The organism is Streptomyces sp. NPDC127595, from assembly GCF_042671685.1.
In the GTDB taxonomy this organism is placed as follows: domain Bacteria; phylum Actinomycetota; class Actinomycetes; order Streptomycetales; family Streptomycetaceae; genus Streptomyces.
The window spans coordinates 50,106-65,998 of sequence record NZ_JBHXWK010000011.1; the positions used below are offsets into that span (position 1 = coordinate 50,106).

General features: G+C 71.8%; 17 protein-coding genes and 1 riboswitch. Of the genes, 6 read left to right on the plus strand and 11 right to left on the minus strand.

Annotation, left to right across the window (positions count from 1 at the left end):
• Positions 1-3: 3 nt before the first annotated feature.
• The 4 genes from ACFVKT_RS30280 to ACFVKT_RS30295 are packed head-to-tail and all read right to left on the minus strand — an operon-like array spanning position 4 to position 1,824.
• Positions 4-681 (minus strand): DUF6286 domain-containing protein, encoded by a 678-nt coding sequence (locus ACFVKT_RS30280; RefSeq protein ID WP_385737433.1) that lies wholly within the window; start codon positions 679-681, stop codon positions 4-6.
• Positions 678-1,097, minus strand: coding sequence for a hypothetical protein (locus ACFVKT_RS30285; RefSeq protein ID WP_385737435.1), 420 nt, complete (start codon positions 1,095-1,097; stop codon positions 678-680). The genes ACFVKT_RS30280 and ACFVKT_RS30285 overlap by 4 nt, the downstream gene beginning before the upstream one ends.
• A gap of 3 nt (positions 1,098-1,100) precedes the next feature.
• Positions 1,101-1,286, minus strand: coding sequence for a hypothetical protein (locus ACFVKT_RS30290; protein ID WP_385737436.1), 186 nt, complete (start codon positions 1,284-1,286; stop codon positions 1,101-1,103).
• Positions 1,287-1,341: 55 nt separating this feature from the next.
• On the minus strand, positions 1,342-1,824 hold the full coding sequence (locus ACFVKT_RS30295; RefSeq protein ID WP_385737438.1) for an Asp23/Gls24 family envelope stress response protein: 483 nt from the start codon (positions 1,822-1,824) through the stop codon (positions 1,342-1,344).
• Between the two features lie 88 nt (positions 1,825-1,912).
• On the opposite strand from ACFVKT_RS30295, the gene ACFVKT_RS30300 reads away from it, so the two are divergent.
• Positions 1,913-2,638, plus strand: a complete 726-nt coding sequence (locus ACFVKT_RS30300) for a nucleopolyhedrovirus P10 family protein (RefSeq protein WP_385737440.1) — start codon at positions 1,913-1,915, stop codon at positions 2,636-2,638.
• A 214-nt stretch (positions 2,639-2,852) separates the two neighbouring features.
• Here ACFVKT_RS30300 and ACFVKT_RS30305 read toward each other — a convergent pair whose 3' ends face one another.
• The 4 genes from ACFVKT_RS30305 to ACFVKT_RS30320 form a co-directional block, all read right to left on the minus strand.
• A complete protein-coding gene (locus ACFVKT_RS30305; RefSeq protein WP_385737442.1) occupies positions 2,853-3,644 on the minus strand; it encodes an enoyl-CoA hydratase/isomerase family protein in 792 nt (263 codons plus the stop codon).
• Positions 3,645-3,775: 131 nt separating this feature from the next.
• Positions 3,776-3,997, minus strand: a complete 222-nt coding sequence (locus ACFVKT_RS30310; RefSeq protein WP_006123601.1) for a helix-turn-helix domain-containing protein — start codon at positions 3,995-3,997, stop codon at positions 3,776-3,778.
• A 384-nt stretch (positions 3,998-4,381) separates the two neighbouring features.
• The gene (locus ACFVKT_RS30315) at positions 4,382-5,980 is read right to left on the minus strand and encodes an ABC-F family ATP-binding cassette domain-containing protein (RefSeq protein WP_385737444.1); all 1,599 of its coding nucleotides are present in this window, start codon (positions 5,978-5,980) and stop codon (positions 4,382-4,384) included.
• A 91-nt stretch (positions 5,981-6,071) separates the two neighbouring features.
• Positions 6,072-6,926, minus strand: a complete 855-nt coding sequence (locus tag ACFVKT_RS30320; protein WP_385737446.1) for a hypothetical protein — start codon at positions 6,924-6,926, stop codon at positions 6,072-6,074.
• A gap of 195 nt (positions 6,927-7,121) precedes the next feature.
• On the opposite strand from ACFVKT_RS30320, the gene ACFVKT_RS30325 reads away from it, so the two are divergent.
• Positions 7,122-8,012 carry a neutral zinc metallopeptidase gene (locus ACFVKT_RS30325; protein WP_385737862.1) on the plus strand — a complete coding sequence of 297 codons (891 nt, stop codon included), beginning with the start codon at positions 7,122-7,124 and terminating at the stop codon, positions 8,010-8,012.
• 95 nt (positions 8,013-8,107) lie between these two features.
• The gene (locus tag ACFVKT_RS30330; RefSeq protein WP_385737447.1) at positions 8,108-8,521 is read left to right on the plus strand and encodes a VOC family protein; all 414 of its coding nucleotides are present in this window, start codon (positions 8,108-8,110) and stop codon (positions 8,519-8,521) included.
• A gap of 52 nt (positions 8,522-8,573) precedes the next feature.
• On the opposite strand, the gene ACFVKT_RS30335 is transcribed toward ACFVKT_RS30330, so the two are convergent.
• From ACFVKT_RS30335 to ACFVKT_RS30345, 3 genes are all read right to left on the minus strand, one after another.
• Complete coding sequence (locus ACFVKT_RS30335) at positions 8,574-9,974, minus strand: hypothetical protein (protein ID WP_385737449.1); 1,401 nt, start codon at positions 9,972-9,974, stop codon at positions 8,574-8,576.
• A 146-nt stretch (positions 9,975-10,120) separates the two neighbouring features.
• Complete coding sequence (locus ACFVKT_RS30340; RefSeq protein WP_385737451.1) at positions 10,121-11,248, minus strand: alpha/beta hydrolase family protein; 1,128 nt, start codon at positions 11,246-11,248, stop codon at positions 10,121-10,123.
• Between the two features lie 1,011 nt (positions 11,249-12,259).
• Positions 12,260-12,991 carry a class II aldolase/adducin family protein gene (locus tag ACFVKT_RS30345; protein ID WP_385737453.1) on the minus strand — a complete coding sequence of 244 codons (732 nt, stop codon included), beginning with the start codon at positions 12,989-12,991 and terminating at the stop codon, positions 12,260-12,262.
• A 197-nt stretch (positions 12,992-13,188) separates the two neighbouring features.
• Between ACFVKT_RS30345 and ACFVKT_RS30350 the strand changes: the two genes are divergently transcribed.
• The 3 genes from ACFVKT_RS30350 to ACFVKT_RS30360 all read left to right on the plus strand — a co-directional run bounded on the left by ACFVKT_RS30350 (position 13,189) and on the right by ACFVKT_RS30360 (position 15,599).
• Complete coding sequence (locus ACFVKT_RS30350; RefSeq protein WP_385737455.1) at positions 13,189-13,932, plus strand: lysozyme; 744 nt, start codon at positions 13,189-13,191, stop codon at positions 13,930-13,932.
• A 188-nt stretch (positions 13,933-14,120) separates the two neighbouring features.
• Positions 14,121-15,365 (plus strand): anion permease, encoded by a 1,245-nt coding sequence (locus tag ACFVKT_RS30355; RefSeq protein ID WP_385737457.1) that lies wholly within the window; start codon positions 14,121-14,123, stop codon positions 15,363-15,365.
• A gap of 12 nt (positions 15,366-15,377) precedes the next feature.
• A complete protein-coding gene (locus ACFVKT_RS30360; protein ID WP_365428332.1) occupies positions 15,378-15,599 on the plus strand; it encodes a hypothetical protein in 222 nt (73 codons plus the stop codon).
• Between the two features lie 118 nt (positions 15,600-15,717).
• Positions 15,718-15,860: riboswitch (cobalamin riboswitch) on the plus strand.
• Positions 15,861-15,893: the final 33 nt, after the last annotated feature.

The window sequence follows — 15,893 nt, forward strand, 5'->3', positions numbered from 1 at the left end:
GCCTCACCCCTTCCGGCCCAGGCGTGCGACGTGCACCGACAGGGCGGGCGGCCGGGAGAGGCCGAGCCCCCTGATGCCGTCGGCGAGCGTGGCGTCCAAGTCGGCTCGTACGTCGTCGAGTTCACGGAAGTGCGAGACCGCTCGGACGTCGGCCTTCTTCCGGCGCATCCGGACGCGGACCGACTGCACTCCGGCGACCTCCATGGCCCGGTCGCGCAGCGCGGTCGCGGCGGCGCCCCGGTGCAGCCCGGCCCGTACATCGGCGTGGACGCGGCGCATCGGCAGTACGTCGCGCAGCCCCGGCGTCGCCGCGAGGACGATCAGCCAGAGCCCGAGGACCGCGGCCACTGCGGCACCGACAAGCACCCAGGTGTCGTCGAGAGGGCGTTCGGCGAGCTGCCGGGCCAGTGACCTGCGCCAGTGCATGGCGGGCCGGCCGGCGCGCACGGCGGCGACGTCGTACAGGAAGAGACCCGCGCCGACGAGGAGCAGCACCGCGAGAATCCCCGCGGGGACGCGGCGCGGCGACCAGAAGCGGCCCTCTCCCCCGCCCTCCTCGTCGAGAGTGGGCAGCGGTTCGTATGCCGCCGCGGAAGCGGACTGGCCGAGTTCGCTCTCGGCGGCCTTCTCCAGCACGGGCAGCCGTTGGGTACTGCCGTCGGGTCCCTGGGACTCGCTCACTGCGTCCTCCCGTGTGCGGCGCCGGGTGTCTGCGCCAGGTGCAGCCGCTCCACCTGGACGGCCACCTCCGGTACTTCCATCCCCGCCAACGCACCTACCCGCTCGGCGACATGTCGACGCACCGCGTTGCACTGCCCGCCGATGTCGGAGGGGTAGTCGAGTTCGAGGCTGACGCGGACGTGGGCGGTGTCGATGAGGGTCCCCCCGCCCGAGCGAAGCCGAGGGTGGGGGCGGACGACGACCGTGGCGTGCGGGGCCATGGCGTCCGGGGGCAGCGCCTCCAGCGCCTCGCGCGCCGCCTGCCCGGCGATCTTCGCCACCACCCGGTCGGCGATCCGGGTCGCGCCGCGCTCGGCCGGCGCGACGGCCGTCACAGGCCGCCGCGTCTCACCGAGCCGGCCTGACTGTGCGGGCACGCGTCACCGCCGCCGGTCATCGCGGGAACGGAAGAAGTCGCCGAGCTCCAGGTCCCCTTCGAGGAACCGCCCGGCGACGAAGCCGACGGCACCGAGGGCGGCCACCAGGAGGAAGGCCCCGAAACCCCCGAAATACCCGGCGAAGCCCAGCGCCATTCCGGCGATCATGCCGATCACGGCCAAGCTCATGATGCGCTCCTCAGCAGTTCGGTGGCCGGGGTTGAGCGGTAGTGGGACCGGGATGTCACTGGAGCCGCGACTCCGGCTCGTCGTCCTCTTCGTCCGGCAGCTTTACGTCGCTGACGGCGATGTTGACCTCGACGACCTCGAGTCCGGTCATGCGCTCGACGGCCGCGATGACGTTCTCCCGCACCGCGCGGGCCACGTCCCCGATCGACACGCCGTAGTCGACGACGATCTCCAGGTCGAGCGCGGTCTGCAGCTCTCCGACCTCGGCCTTGACACCCCGTGAGACGGACTTCGTACCGCCGGGCACCCGGTCCCGCACCGCCCCGAAGGTCCGGCTCAGCCCGCTCCCCATCGCGTGCACGCCGAGTACGTCCCGGGCGGCGAGCCCGGCGATCTTCTCCACGACTCCGTCCGCGATGGTGGTCCGTCCCCGGGTCGCGGGGTCACCGCCGCCACGTTTGGTGGCCTTGCGCGTCCCCACCGGCTCCTGCTCGCCCTCGGGGGTCTCCGGCCGCTTCCGCTCTGTCATGTCGGTCATCGCCGTACATCCCTTTCGGTCGTCGTCCCTTCGCCCACACTAAGTCGGGTCGCGCGCTTGCGCGCCGGGGATGCGGCAGGCTGGAGCAATGACGGCGGACGGGTGGGCGCAGGTTGTACGACACCAGCTCGGGCTCGGCAGGCTGCTGCCTCTCGGCGGCCCGCGCGACGGCGCGTGGATCACGGAGGATGCCGCCGACTCCCTGCTGCGGCGGGCGGCGGCTCCCATGCGCGGGGCGCGGCTCGGCACGCTCCGGATCGCCCTCGCGGAACCCGACCGGTCGTACGACCCCGCGGTGCTCCCGCCGCCCAGCGCACTGCCACCCGGCCCGCTCCGTATCAGCGCCGACTTCACGGCTTCGGCGGATCCCACGGCCCCCGGCGCCGAACCGCTCCCGGCAACGGCGGCCCGTCTGCGCCGGGCCCTGGTCACGGCGGCGAAGGAGCGTCTCGGTCTGACGGTCACGGAGGTGGATCTGCGGGTGGCGGGGTTGCTGGAGGGGGACGAGGAACCAGCCGTCGTACGCCCCGGTGACGTACAGCCGGCCGCCCGGCCGACCGATGCCGAAGAGGCACTGGTGGCCACGGCCGCGCTGTCCGTACCGGGGGTGCTCCACCTGACGGACGCCTTGGGCCGCCCGGTGCGTATCGAGGACGGCCGTGGCGGGGAGAGTGCCCTGCCGCGCCGCCATGTCCGCGTTGAGGTGGCGGTCTCCGGGCGGGCCGTCGATGTGGCACGGGCGGTCAGAACCGCGGTCACGAGCGCTCTGCCGGACAGCCCGTCGGTGGCGGTGCTGGTGACCGCCGCGCACTAGACCTCACGGGTGAGCGGGGAACTCCGCGCACCACAGCACGCCTCTCAGGGGCGCGGGGAACTGCGCGCGCCGCCACACGCCTCTCAGGGCGCGGGGCTCCGCGCACCACAGCACGCCTCTCAGGGGCGCGGGAAACTCCGCACCACAGCGCGTCTTTCAAGGGCGCGGGGAACTGCGCGACCAGCCCCCACCGGCCCGCAGCCTGCGTGCGGCCTCAGTCCCCCAGACCCGCGAGGTCCCGCAGCCGACGCCCCTGAGCGGCACGCTCGGCGACGCGCTGCTCCTCGTACGTACGGTCCTGGACCCCGCGCAGCAACGCCTTCGTCTCGATGACGGCGTCGCGCGGCGCGGCCACCAGCGCGGCCACCAGATCCCGTACCGCGTCATCGAGCTGGTCGCCGGGCACCGCGAGGTTGGCGAGCCCGGTGCGCTCGGCCTCCTCGGCCAGGACGAAGCGCCCCGTCGCGCAGATTTCCAGCGCACGGGCATAGCCCACCAGGCTGACCAGCGGATGTGTACCGGTGAGGTCGGGCACCAGGCCCAGGCTCGTCTCACGCATGGCGAACTGGACGTCGTCCGCGACGACGCGCAGGTCACAGGCGAGGGCGAGCTGGAACCCCGCACCGATGGCGTGTCCCTGCACGGCGGCGATGGACACCAGGTCACTGCGCCGCCACCAGGTGAAAGCCTCCTGGTACTCGGCGATGGTCGCGTCGAGGTCGGCTTCGGAACCGCGCGCGAGATCGATGAACGACGGCTCGCCCTCGAAGCCCTCGGGCGCGAACGCCTGCCGGTCGAGCCCCGCGGAGAAGGACTTGCCCTCGCCGCGCAGCACAACGACCCGGACGGTGCCCGGCAGTGACCGACCGGCCAGCGTCAACGCCCGCCACAGAGCAGGACTTTGGGCGTTGCGCTTGGCCGCATTGGTCAGCGTCACCGTGGCGAGGGACTCGTCGACGGTGAGCCGTACGCCGTCCTTGTCGAAAACCGGGTCGAGTGAAGCCATGGACGCCTCCGATGCGTGCGGTCACGGTGGATGCCGTACGACGGCATTCTTAAGTGACTGCACAGTAACCACCCGGCCGATCACAGGACCGACCGGGTGGTCACCACCGAAGCCGATGGGGACGCCCGGCCTCAGGCCGAGGCGGCCTTCTTGCCCCGCGTCGCTCCGCCACGCCCACGAAGGGTGACGCCCGATTCGCTGAGCATCCGGTGTACAAAGCCATACGAACGGCCGGTTTCTTCGGCCAGCGCTCGAATGCTCGCACCGGAGTCGTACTTCTTCTTCAGGTCTGCCGCGAGCTTGTCGCGCGCGGCGCCGGTTACCCGGCTGCCCTTCTTCAGAGTCTCGGCCACCCGTGCCTCCTCAGCGGAAGTGCGCTCTGGACTCTCATGATCACCCCTCCCGGGCTTCATGGCCAGCCATTCGGCAAGGTCCGTAAGACAAGGTTTTGACGACAGGAGCCCATCCCCACAAGTGGAACCTGTGATTCCGACGTGTCGCGTTCATACCGCTGAACGGGTTCATCCGTGAAGTGCCAGGTCAGAGACGCAAGACGGCCGAGCCCTCGGGATCGAAGGGCTCGGCCGGAAAATCGGTGTAGGACACACCTCGGTACGAGGAGATCTCACACCATTGATGGATCACGGATCGGCCGAATGATCCATACGCAGTGGATCAGTCATTCGATCAAGCGGCGCTGACCGGCCGCCAGGGGCTCGGCCGAGGCCTCCCGGGGCTCAGGCGAGGGCCACCAGGTCCGCGTAGTCGGAGCCCCACAGGTCCTCGACGCCGTCGGGCAGCAGGATGATGCGCTCCGGCTGGAGCGCCTCGACCGCGCCCTCGTCGTGGGTGACGAGGACGACGGCTCCCTTGTACGTGTGCAGCGCGCCGAGGATCTCCTCGCGGCTTGCCGGGTCGAGGTTGTTGGTCGGCTCGTCGAGGAGGAGGACGTTCGCGGAGGAGACCACCAGGGTCGCGAGCGCCAGCCGGGTCTTCTCGCCGCCGGAGAGGACGCCGGCCGGCTTGTCGACGTCGTCCCCGGAGAACAGGAACGAGCCGAGCGTCTTGCGGACCTCGACGAGGTCCAGGTCGGGGGCCGCGGAACGCATGTTCTCCAGGACCGAGCGCTCCGGGTCGAGGGTCTCGTGCTCCTGCGCGTAGTAGCCGAGCTTGAGGCCGTGGCCCTCGACGACCGAGCCGGTGTCGGGGGTCTCGACGCCGCCGAGGAGACGGAGCAGGGTCGTCTTGCCCGCGCCGTTCAGGCCGAGGATCACGACGCGGGATCCCTTGTCGATGGCCAGGTCGACGTCGGTGAAGATCTCCAGGGAGCCGTACGACTTCGACAGGCCCTCGGCCATCAGCGGGGTCTTGCCGCAGGGCGCCGGCTCCGGGAAGCGCAGCTTGGCGACCTTGTCGGAGACGCGCACCGCGTCGAGTCCGGCGAGCAGCCGGTCGGCCCGCTTGGCCATGTTCTGCGCGGCGACCGTCTTGGTGGCCTTGGCGCGCATCTTGTCGGCCTGCGAGTGCAGTACGGCGGCCTTCTTCTCGGCGTTCTGCCGCTCGCGCTTGCGGCGCTTCTCGTCGGCCTCGCGCTGCTGCTGGTAGAGCTTCCAGCCCATGTTGTAGACGTCGATCTGGGCGCGGTTGGCGTCCAGATAGAACACCTTGTTGACGACCGTCTCCACGAGGTCGACATCGTGGGAGATCACGATGAAGCCGCCGCGGTAGGTCTTCAGGTAGTCGCGCAGCCAGACGATCGAGTCGGCGTCGAGGTGGTTCGTCGGCTCGTCCAGGAGGAGCGTGTCGGCGTCCGAGAAGAGGATGCGGGCCAGCTCGATACGGCGGCGCTGACCGCCGGAGAGCGTGTGCAGGGGCTGACCGAGCACGCGGTCGGGCAGGTTGAGCGCGGCGGCGATGGTGGCGGCCTCGGCCTCGGCGGAGTACCCGCCCTTGGTGAGGAACTCCGTCTCCTGGCGCTCGTACTGCCGCATGGCCTTCTCGCGGGTGGCGCCCGCTCCGTTGGCGATGCGCTGTTCGTTCTCGCGCATCTTGCGGATCAGGGTGTCCAGACCGCGGGCGGAGAGGATACGGTCGCCGGCGAGCATGTCGAGGTCGCCGGTGCGCGGGTCCTGCGGGAGGTAGCCGACCTCGCCGGAGCGGGTGACATTGCCCGCGGCGGGGGTGCCCTCACCTGCGAGGACCTTGGTGAGCGTCGTCTTGCCCGCGCCATTGCGGCCGACCAGACCGATGCGGTCGCCCTTGGCGATACGGAAGGTGGCGGACTCGATGAGAAGGCGGGCGCCGGCGCGCAGCTCGATACCGGAGGCGGAGATCACGGACAGACTCCAGGGCAGGGTGGTTGGCGGGGTGGACGGCTGAGGACGTTCCCGCCGTCTAATGCGCGAGGAGAATGGCCATGGGCCAAGTCTAACGGGACCGTGCAACCACTTTTTCTGCCTTGGGGCGTTCGGCACTGTGACGCTCATTGCCCAGCGGCGTGCGGTCCGGGGTGATCCGGCCGAGGTCGTCCACCGCGATGATCTCGGCGGTCCAGTCGTCGATGCCTCCGTCGCCGGGGCAGGGCTGCGCGACCAGGAGCGCCGCGCGGTGGCGCACCGCGCGCGCGGGCACGAACTCGCATCCCCGGCTCGCGGGCAGCACCCAGCGCAGATCACCGTCCGCGATGCGGTAGGCGGCGATGCGGTGCGGGGTGAGGACGGCGAGCATACGGGCGCCGAGCGGCCGCAGTACGCCACTCCCGCCTTGGGCCGCGAGCCAGGGGGCGGCCCCGGGGAGGGCTCGGTGCCAGCGCACCGCCTTGCCGCCGGGCGCGGTGGCGGCGGTGGTGGCGGTGGCGGTGACCAGTCCGTCGTCCCATAGCGCGATCGCGTCCCCGCGCGCGGGGACCACGGCCAGCGGACGACGCCCCTCCCGTGCGTAGCTCCAGCGAGGGCGCCCGGTCGCCTCGTCGTACGCCTCGACGGCGTCCTTCGTCGTACGCAGCGAGGGCCGGGCGGCGCTGTCCACGCGCGCGTGGACGGTGATGTGGTCCCCGAAGGGGGCGGGGCGCGCCTGGTCGGCCGCGGCGAGGACGGGGGCCGCGAGGAGGAGCGCGAGGGTCGCGGGAAGGAGGCGACGGAGGAAAAGGGAGTGGTGCCGCGCCGTCGCTGAGTGCAGGGGCGCCGGGCGGCCCGGCGCCGGTGCGACCGTGGCGGGCGCGGTGACGGCCGGGAAGGCGTCCTGCGGGTGCGGGGCCGTCACCTCGACCGGTAGAACAGCCACGTTTCCCCCTCTTCGCCCACTCGGTCCACGGATCAGGCGCAGAGCGTAGGCGCGGGTCGGCGAGGTGGCCGCCGGGACACGGCGGCCGGGCGCGGGGGCGTCCCCCGTTCGGACCTCCGCTCGGCGCCGGGGTCCTTGGGGCGTACGAAGATGGCGCCACAGAGCGACAGCCGTACGGCAGAGGGTGGTGTCTCCATGCAGTTCGACGACGACGCCGGCCTGGACACCTCCGAGGTACAGGATGTACGCGGCAGCCGGATCCCCGGCGGCAGGGCGACCGTGGGCGGCGGCCTGGCCGGGCTCATCGCCCTCCTCCTCGGGCTGTTCTTCGGGGTGGGACCCGACCAGCTCGGACTCTCCTCCGGCAACGACGAGCCCGCGGCGACCGCCTCCTCCCTCGCTCAGGTCCAGCAGACCTGTAGGACGGGACAGGACGCGAACACCAAGGACGACTGCCGCATCGTGGCGGTCGTCAACAGCGTGCAGACGTACTGGACACAGGAGTTCACACGCCGCAGCGGCACCTACACGCGCTCGCCCACGGTGTTCTTCAGCAGCCGCGTCGGCACGGCGTGCGGGACCGCGACGTCCGCCGTGGGGCCCTTCTACTGCCCGGGAGACCGCAAGGTCTATCTGGACCTGGGCTTCTTCGACGAGCTGCGCAGCAAGTTCGGCTCCAGCGGCGGCCCGTTCGCGCAGGCGTACGTGGTGGCGCACGAGTACGGGCACCATGTGCAGGATCTGATGGGGACGCTGGGCAGGGCGCAGGACGGTGTGACCGGCGCTGACAGCAACTCGGTGAAGGTCGAGCTGCAGGCCGACTGCTACGCCGGGGTGTGGGCGCACCACGCGACGACCACGAAGAGCCCGTCGACGGGCAAGCCGCTGCTGACCAGTCTCACCGACGCCGACATCCGCGACGGCATGGACGCGGCGGCCGCCGTCGGCGACGACCGGATCCAGGAGAGGTTCCAGGGCCGGGTGACGCCGGAAACCTGGACGCACGGCTCGGCCGGGCAGCGGCAGCAGTGGTTCCACCAGGGTTACAGCACCGGCGACATGGCCCGGTGCAACACCTTCGGCTGATCCGTCGCGGCCGCTCGGCCAGGCGTTGTCAGTGCCCGGTGCCAGACTGGGCAGCGGATCGGATTCCGGCGGCGGGACGAGAGGGAGTGACCGGGATGGCAGGCATCGACAGCGGGCGCCCGAGCATCTGTCCGACACTGTTGTACGCGGACGCGAAGGCGGCGATCAGGCAGCTCACGGAGGCCTTCGGCTTCACCGAGCTGTCGGTGTACGAGGGCGAGAACGGCATGGTGATGCACGCCGAGCTGACGCTGGGGAACGGCGCGGTGATGCTCGGTTCCAAGGGCCGCGGCGGCCTCTTCGACAGCGCGATGAAGGGCGCGGGCCCGGTGGGGGTGTACGTCGCCGTGGACGACGTCGACACCCACCACCAGCAGGCCGTGGACCACGGCGCGGAGATCCTGATGCCTCCGACGGACCAGGACTACGGCTCGCGGGACTACATGGCCCGGGACATCGAGGGCAACATCTGGAGCTTCGGGACCTACGCCCCCGAGATAGCGGCGTAGGACGCGTCCCGGGGCCGTAGCGCGCGTCACACGGGCAGGCGCCGGGCTCCGGTCAGCTCCCCCCGGTATGCACCTGGAAGGCGGCCCGGCGTACGGCCTTGGCCAGTGCCGGGTCCGGGTGGGCGGCGGCGAGCGCGACCAGGACCTGCACGGTGCGCGGGTGTCCGACGGCCCGGACCTCGTCGAGGAGCATGGGCACGGTGGGCTGCACGGCCGACTCCAGGTGGCGCACGAGGAGCGGCGCTTCCCCGTGGTCGGCGACGGCTGCGGCGGTGTCGACCCAGAGCCAGGTGGCCTCCGCGCGGGTGAGCACCTCGTGGGCGTCCTCGGGGTCGTGGCCGTCGTGCACGGCGAGCCACAGCAGGGCGTAGGGGCGCAGCGAGGTCTCTTCGGCCACCGCGCGTACGTCGGGTTCGGCGGGGGCGCCGACCACGCGCAGCGCCTCGAAGGCGAGCCCGCGGGTGAGCGCGTCCTCGCCCCGGGCGGCGTCGAGGAGTTCGGTGACGGCGCTGCCGACGGGTCTGGCGGCGAGCCAGGCGCGGTACTCGGCGCGTGCCGCGTTCGGGCGCAGCTGGGCGCAGCCGCGGAGCATGTCCTCGGCGGACGCCTCGATGTTCCCGGCGGGGCTCTGCGCGGCGACGCAGATCTGCTCCAGCTTGACCCAGACCGCCCAGCTGCCGAGCGGGGTGAGGGTGGCCTGTCCGTCGGCGCAGGTGAGCGCGCCCACGGAGGCCAGGGCGTGCAGGGCCCAGTCGAGGAGGGGGGCTAGGGGGGTGTCCTCGGCGGTTGCCTGGGCGACCGGTTCCGGCTGGGGGCCGTAGGGGATTTCGCAGCGCTCGGTGCGCAGTTCCGTGACGCGCTGTTCGAGGAGGTCGAGGAGCTGCTCCACGGGGACGGGGCCGGCGGAGAGCTGGAGGAAGGAGAGCACCTGGGGCATCGCCGAGACGACCTCGGCGACGGCGGACGCTTCCCGGTCCGCGGGCTCCGGATAGGCGAGCGACCAGGCGTCGAAGAGGGCGACCCAGCCGCGCAGTACGGCACTGTCGTCGCGGTTCCAGGCGCGCAGCCGCCAGCCGGGGCGGGCGCTGCCGCCGTGCACCTCGATGAGGCCGGCCAGACGTGCGGTGTCCCAGTCCCCGCGGACCTGAGCCGGGGTCAGTCCCATTTCGGCGGCGGCCCGTTCGGCGGACGCGTCGGAGAGGTTGCCCTTGTCGTCGGGCATCGCGCCGTCGCGGCCGGGGCCGAGTGCGGCGTCGGCCCAGCGGGCCACACGGGCCGCGTCGGAGAGACCTGTGCGGGCCATGCGGGCCAGTTCTGCGGGCGGCGGAGTGCCCTCGGGCGGGCGCGGTGCCGGGCGTTGCGAGCGGCGCTGGGTCGCCGCTCGGGGGGCGGCGGACAGGGGCCGCGGGCGGACGAGTCGGAGCCTGGAGTCGCGCGGGTTACGGGACGTCACGGGTGCAGTCTTCCGGTTGACAGTCCGAAAACCCAAACGGAATGAGGCATGGCCCTTCCGAGGGCCCCGTCCGCAAGCCGCCGTTCAGCCGGAACAGGCCCGTCCTCGCACCGCTGACAGGCTGAAAACAGCCCCTCTACCTGCTCCTACATCAGCGGGGTGAGGAAGCGGCGCAGGGTCTCTTCGTAGCCTGCCGGATCGGCGTTCCACATGGCGCCGTGCGGGGCGTCCGGGACCGTGTGCAGGGTGACCAGCTCCGGGCGGCTCTCGGCGAGGCGGCGGGAGGGGCCCCAGGGGGCGATGGTGTCGTCCGGGCCGTGCAGCAGCAGGGTCGGCACCTTGAGGTGGTCGGGGTGCGCGGCGTTCTCGATACGGTCGCCGTGCACGCCTGTCCGGCCCTGGGCGGCGCGCACCGCGAGGGGCAGCAGGGCGCTGGGGGTGTGGCGGGCGGTGGCGAGGGCGCGCAGCGTGGTCTCCCAGTTGAGGACGGGCGAGTCCAGCACGAGGCCGGAGATCCGCTCGCGCAGCGCGGAGTGCGCGGCGGCGCGCAGGGCCATGGTGGCGCCGGTGGACCAGCCGAAGAGGACGACCCGGTCGGCGCCGTAGCGCACGGCGTAGCGGATCGCCGCGTCGACGTCGCGCCACTCGGTCTCGCCGAGGTGGTTCAGGCCGTCCGGGGAGCGGGGTGCGCCGAGGTCGCCGCGGTAGGCGAGGTCGAGTACGGGGAACTGGTAGCGGTTCAGGAACTCCAGCACGTTCATGGGGTGTTCGCGGGTGGTGCCCAGGCCGTGCACGGTGATCACCCAGGTGTCGCGGACGCCGGGTACGAACCAGGCGGGCAGGGCGCCGAGTTCGCCGGGGACGTCGACGTCGGCGTGGTCGAGACCGAGGGCGGCGCTCGGGTTGCCGATGTGCACGTTCGGGGTGAACCACACCTTGTCGCCGGGCTCCAGGGTGCCGTGGGTGACGCGTTCCAGCCGCCGTACGACGGTGTCGGCGGGGTGCGGCACGGCCTCCATGACCGGGCCGACGACCGCGTGGGAGCCGTCGCCGGCGAGACCGTAGGTGCCCGGGCGCAGCGAGGCCAGGTCACGGGTGAGCGTGATCCCGCCCGCCGCCGTGGCGTGCACGGTGAGCCGGGGCTCGGTGGGCAGCGGCCTGCCGGGCGGCGCCTTCAGCGCGGCGTCACTGGCGAACCGGCCCGCCGCGACGGAGGCCGCGCCCGCGGCGAGGGCTACGGTGACGGCTGCGGCCGCCGCTTTGACAGTGCGCACGCGTCCAGTCTCCCGGGGGAGCCGGTTATCGGCCAGCGGGGGCGGGGCTCGGGATGACACCTCCCCCGGCGGGGACGGGGCCGCTGTTTCCGCCGGCGCGGGTGATTCCGCGGCGGGCGTGGAGGTCGGCTGTACGCCGGGGCGTCCGGCGCTAGCAGCGCGCCGTCGCCCATGCCGGACGGGCGGGCCGCGGGCTCGATGCGCATGATTCAGCCGCGACGGAGCGTCGGGGCGTCCAGCGACGGCCGCGGTGCCGTCGCCCATGCCGCGCGCGGGCGCGGCTGCGGGCTCAATGCGCATGACTCAGCCGCGACGGAACGCCGGGCGTCCAGCGACGGCCGCGCGCCGTCGCCCATGCCGCGCGCGAGCGGGCCTGCGGGCTCAATGCGCATGACTCAGCCGCGACAGAGCGCCGGGGCGTCCGGCGACGGCCGCGCGCCGTCGCCCGCGTGGGGCGGGCGGTCCTGCAGTCCCCGTCACGCATGATTCGACTGCTCCGGGACGTCGATGCCCGCTTCCCACCCGGGCATCCTGCGTCGACTGAACGCCTTCGCCCGCGTGGGGCGGGCGGTCCTCCGGCCGCCGGATGGTTCGGCACCGCCGAATCGGTGCGTCTGGGCCGAGCTCCGCTGCGGCGGGAGGAACTGCCACCCCGGCGGGGCGAAGTGGAGTAGCGCTCGGCGCGACTGGGGCTGCGTTCCTGGGTTGGGGAGTTCCGTGCCGGGCGGTTGGTGGGCTGCACCCGCGGCGGAGGGGCGAGGGGTGGTTCGGCGATGCCGCGCGGGTAGGCCGGCCGGTGGGCTGGGGGTAACCTCCCGGCGCGAGGGCGAGGGCGAGGGCGACCGCGAGGGCGAAGGCGACCGCGACCGCCACCGCGAAGGCGAGCGCGACCGCGAAGGCGAGGGCACCGCGAAGGCGAGGGCGAGCGCGAGCGCGAAGGCGAGCGCGACCGCGGAGGGGTGGGCGGCGCCTGCCTCTGGTGCATCCGTCGCGCGTGCACCCGCTTCGCCCCTACCCCCGCTGCCCGTACCCCTTCAGCCGCTCTCCCACCTCCGCCACCTGCTCCCGGGTCAGCAGCGTGGGTGACAGCCCAGGTACGGAGGAGGCGGTCAGCCAGACTCGGCACATCCATTCCAGCTGGGCGGTGCGGTCGTAGGCCTGGCCGAGGGACGAGCCGTAGGCGATCGTGCCGTGGTTCTGGAGGAGGCAGGCCGTGCGGTGGGTGAGGGCCTGGCGCATGTTCTCGGCCAACTCCGGGGTGCCGTAGGTCGCATAGGGGGCAACACGGACCGGGCCGCCGAGATCGCCCGCCATGTAGTGGATCAGCGGGAGCTCGGAGACGAGCGTCGAGACGGCCGTCGCGTGCGGTGCGTGGGTGTGGACGACGGCGCGTGCGTCGGTGGTGCGGTAGACGGCGAGGTGCATGGGCAGTTCGCTCGTCGGGAGGAGCGAACCGCGTACCTGCCGGCCGTCGAGGTCCACGCCCACGGCGTCACCGGGCGTCAGCCTGTCGTAGGGCACTCCCGTCGGTGTGACCAGGACGGTGTCCCCGACGCGCACCGAGACGTTGCCCGACGTACCGACCACCAGTCCCTCGGCCACCGTACGGCGGGCCGTGGCGACGAGTTCGTCCCACGCCCGCTCCTCCGCGCCGCGCGCGTCCGGCGCGTGCCGCTCCCGCGCAGCCTGCGCGCCTTCCCGTCCGCCCCGATCGACCCGTGCGTCCCGCCGCTGCTCAGCCATGCCGCGATCCTGCCAGGCGGCGGAGTCAACGTGGCAGCGGCGAGGGCACTTTAGAACGGAATCCGCGCGTCCGTAAGAACACATATGGGCATATATCACCGCCCTATGGGCAATTGGCCGGAGATCGACGAGCTTTCGATGATCTTCCAGTAGCCTCTGGGGGTTTTGTCACGCACGTAGCCATTCCGGGGGGAAATATGGCCCGTGGTAACAGACCGTCCCGCCATCGCGCCCGCGTCGTCGCGGCCACCATCACAGCGCTCACCGTCGGAGGGACCGCGCTCGCCGAGGTTCCGGCCGCCGCGGCCGGAAAGCCCAAGGGGCACGACGTCTCCTCGCACCAGAAGAACGTCGACTGGCAGAGCGCCAGGTCGAAGGGCGCCCAGTTCGTCTACGTCAAGGCGACCGAGTCCCACACCTATCGCAATCCGTACTTCGGCCAGCAGTACAACGGGGCGCGCGATGTGGGCATCATCCACGGCGCCTACCACTTCGCCCTGCCGGACAAGTCGTCCGGGACCGCCCAGGCCGCGCACTTCGTGCGCAACGGCGGCGGCTGGAGCGGGGACGGCTGGACGCTGCCGCCCGCGCTCGACATCGAGTACAACCCGTACGGCAAGAACAAGTGCTACGGCCTGACCAAAGCCAAGATGGTGAGCTGGATCAAGGCCTTCAGCGACGAGGTCAAGCGGCAGACCGGACGCCGTCCGGTGATCTACACGACCACGCACTGGTGGAACACCTGCACCGGCAGCAGCCGCGCCTTCGGCGCGAACCACTCCCTGTGGCTCGCGCGCTACGACTCGGCGACCGCGGGCACCCTGCCGGCCGGCTGGTCCTTCTGGACCTTCTGGCAGTACGACAACAGCGGCAGCCTGCCGGGTGACCAGAATCTCTTCAACGGATCCACGGCCCAGCTCAAGAAGCTCGCGAAGGGCTAGCACCGGCCACGGAACCCGGCATTCCGCCTTGGTTCGAGACATCGGGCCGGCCCCGGAGTCGCCCCTCCGGCGCATTCGGAGGGGCGACTCAAGGAAGAGACACTCGAATGCCCGTCTACGTTCATCTTCCGTTCATTCAGGCTACCTACGGTCCTCGTGCCACTGACGTCCAACAGAAGCCTGGGTTAATGGAACACATCACGCTCCTCCTCGGAATCGTGATCGTCACCGCTCTCGTGTTTGATTTCACGAACGGTTTCCACGACACCGCCAATGCGATGGCGACGACCATTTCCACCGGCGCTCTGAGACCGAAGACGGCGGTGGCCATGTCCGCCGTGCTGAATCTCGTCGGGGCGTTCCTCTCCGTGGAGGTCGCCAAGACGATCTCCGGCGGGATCATCAACGAAGAGGGCATACGCACCGAAGTGATCTTCGCGGCGCTCGTCGGCGCCATCCTCTGGAATCTGCTGACCTGGCTTCTGGGTCTGCCCTCCAGTTCCTCCCACGCACTCTTCGGCGGCCTCATCGGCGCCGCGGTCATGTCGGCCGGCTGGTCGGCGGTGAACGGCTCGACCGTCGTCACCAAGGTGCTGCTCCCCGCGATCGCCGCACCCGTCGTGGCCGGACTCGCCGCGATGCTGGCCACCCGGCTGACGTACCGGATCGGCAGCCGTGCCGACGAGAAGGCGACCGCCAAGGGCTACCGGGCCGGGCAGATCGCCTCGGCGGGCCTCGTCTCGCTGGCCCACGGTACGAACGACGCGCAGAAGACGATGGGCATCATCACCCTCGCGCTGGTCACCGGCGGTGTGATCGCGCCGGACTCGAACCCTCCCACCTGGGTCATCGTCTCGGCCGGTACGGCCATCGCGCTCGGCACCTACCTGGGCGGCTGGCGCATCATCCGCACCATGGGCAAGGGCCTCACCGACCTCGCGCCGCCACAGGGCTTCGCCGCCCAGACCAGCGCGGCAACCGTCATCCTGGCCTCCTCCCACCTGGGCTTCTCGCTCTCCACCACGCAGTCCTGCTCCGGCGCCGTGATGGGCTCGGGCCTGGGCCGCAAGGGCGGTGTCGTCCGCTGGTCGACCGCGACCCGCATGTTCATCGCCTGGGGCCTCACGCTCCCGGCGGCGGGCCTGGTCGGCGCGGGCGCCGAGGTCCTCACCAAGCAGGGCACCTGGGGCATCGTCCTGACAGGTGCGCTCCTGGTGGCCGGCGCGGGCACCATCTGGAAGCTGTCGCGCCGCCGGCCGGTGACCATCGACAACGTCAACGAGATCACCGCCGAGCCCTCGGGAGTCGTCACCGCCGCGATCGCCGCGGTCACCCCGCCCCCCGCGGGCCCGCTCGCCGGCGACCTGGCAGGCGACCTGAAAGCCACCATCCCGTCCCCGGACGCGGAGCCCACCTCTCCGGCCACGGTGTAAGGAACGGACAGCATGCACATCGACTGGGCAGCCCTCGGCTCCGTCTTCGGAGTCAGCCTCGTGACCACCGTGGCCCTCGTGGGCCTCTTCACCCTGGGCATCGTCGGCCTCTCCAGGCGCGAGTCGGCCTCGGCACAGGGCGGCTCCGCCGCTCTCGCGGTCACCGGCGCCTACGCCTGCTTCGCGGCGTGCGCGGCGGCGGTGGCGTACGGGATCTATCTGATCGTGGCCTGACGGTCACGTCGGACAAGCGCACGAACAAGGTGGGGCGCGGGACGTGTCAACGTCCCGCGCCCCACCCCTGTGTGGGCCTTCGCACACTCTCCCTCCGCAGGTCAACAGCAAGTTGACGGGTCTTCCAACACCGTGGTGGACTGCCGGAGCCAAGTACGACGGCACGAGAGGAAGCCGGTGCGAATCCGGCGCGGTCCCGCCACTGTGACCGGGGAAGTAGTCCCCGGGAGCCAGGAACTCTCACCGTCGGTCTCTTCGAACCAGGGCGTGGACACCCTGAGTGAGGACATATCG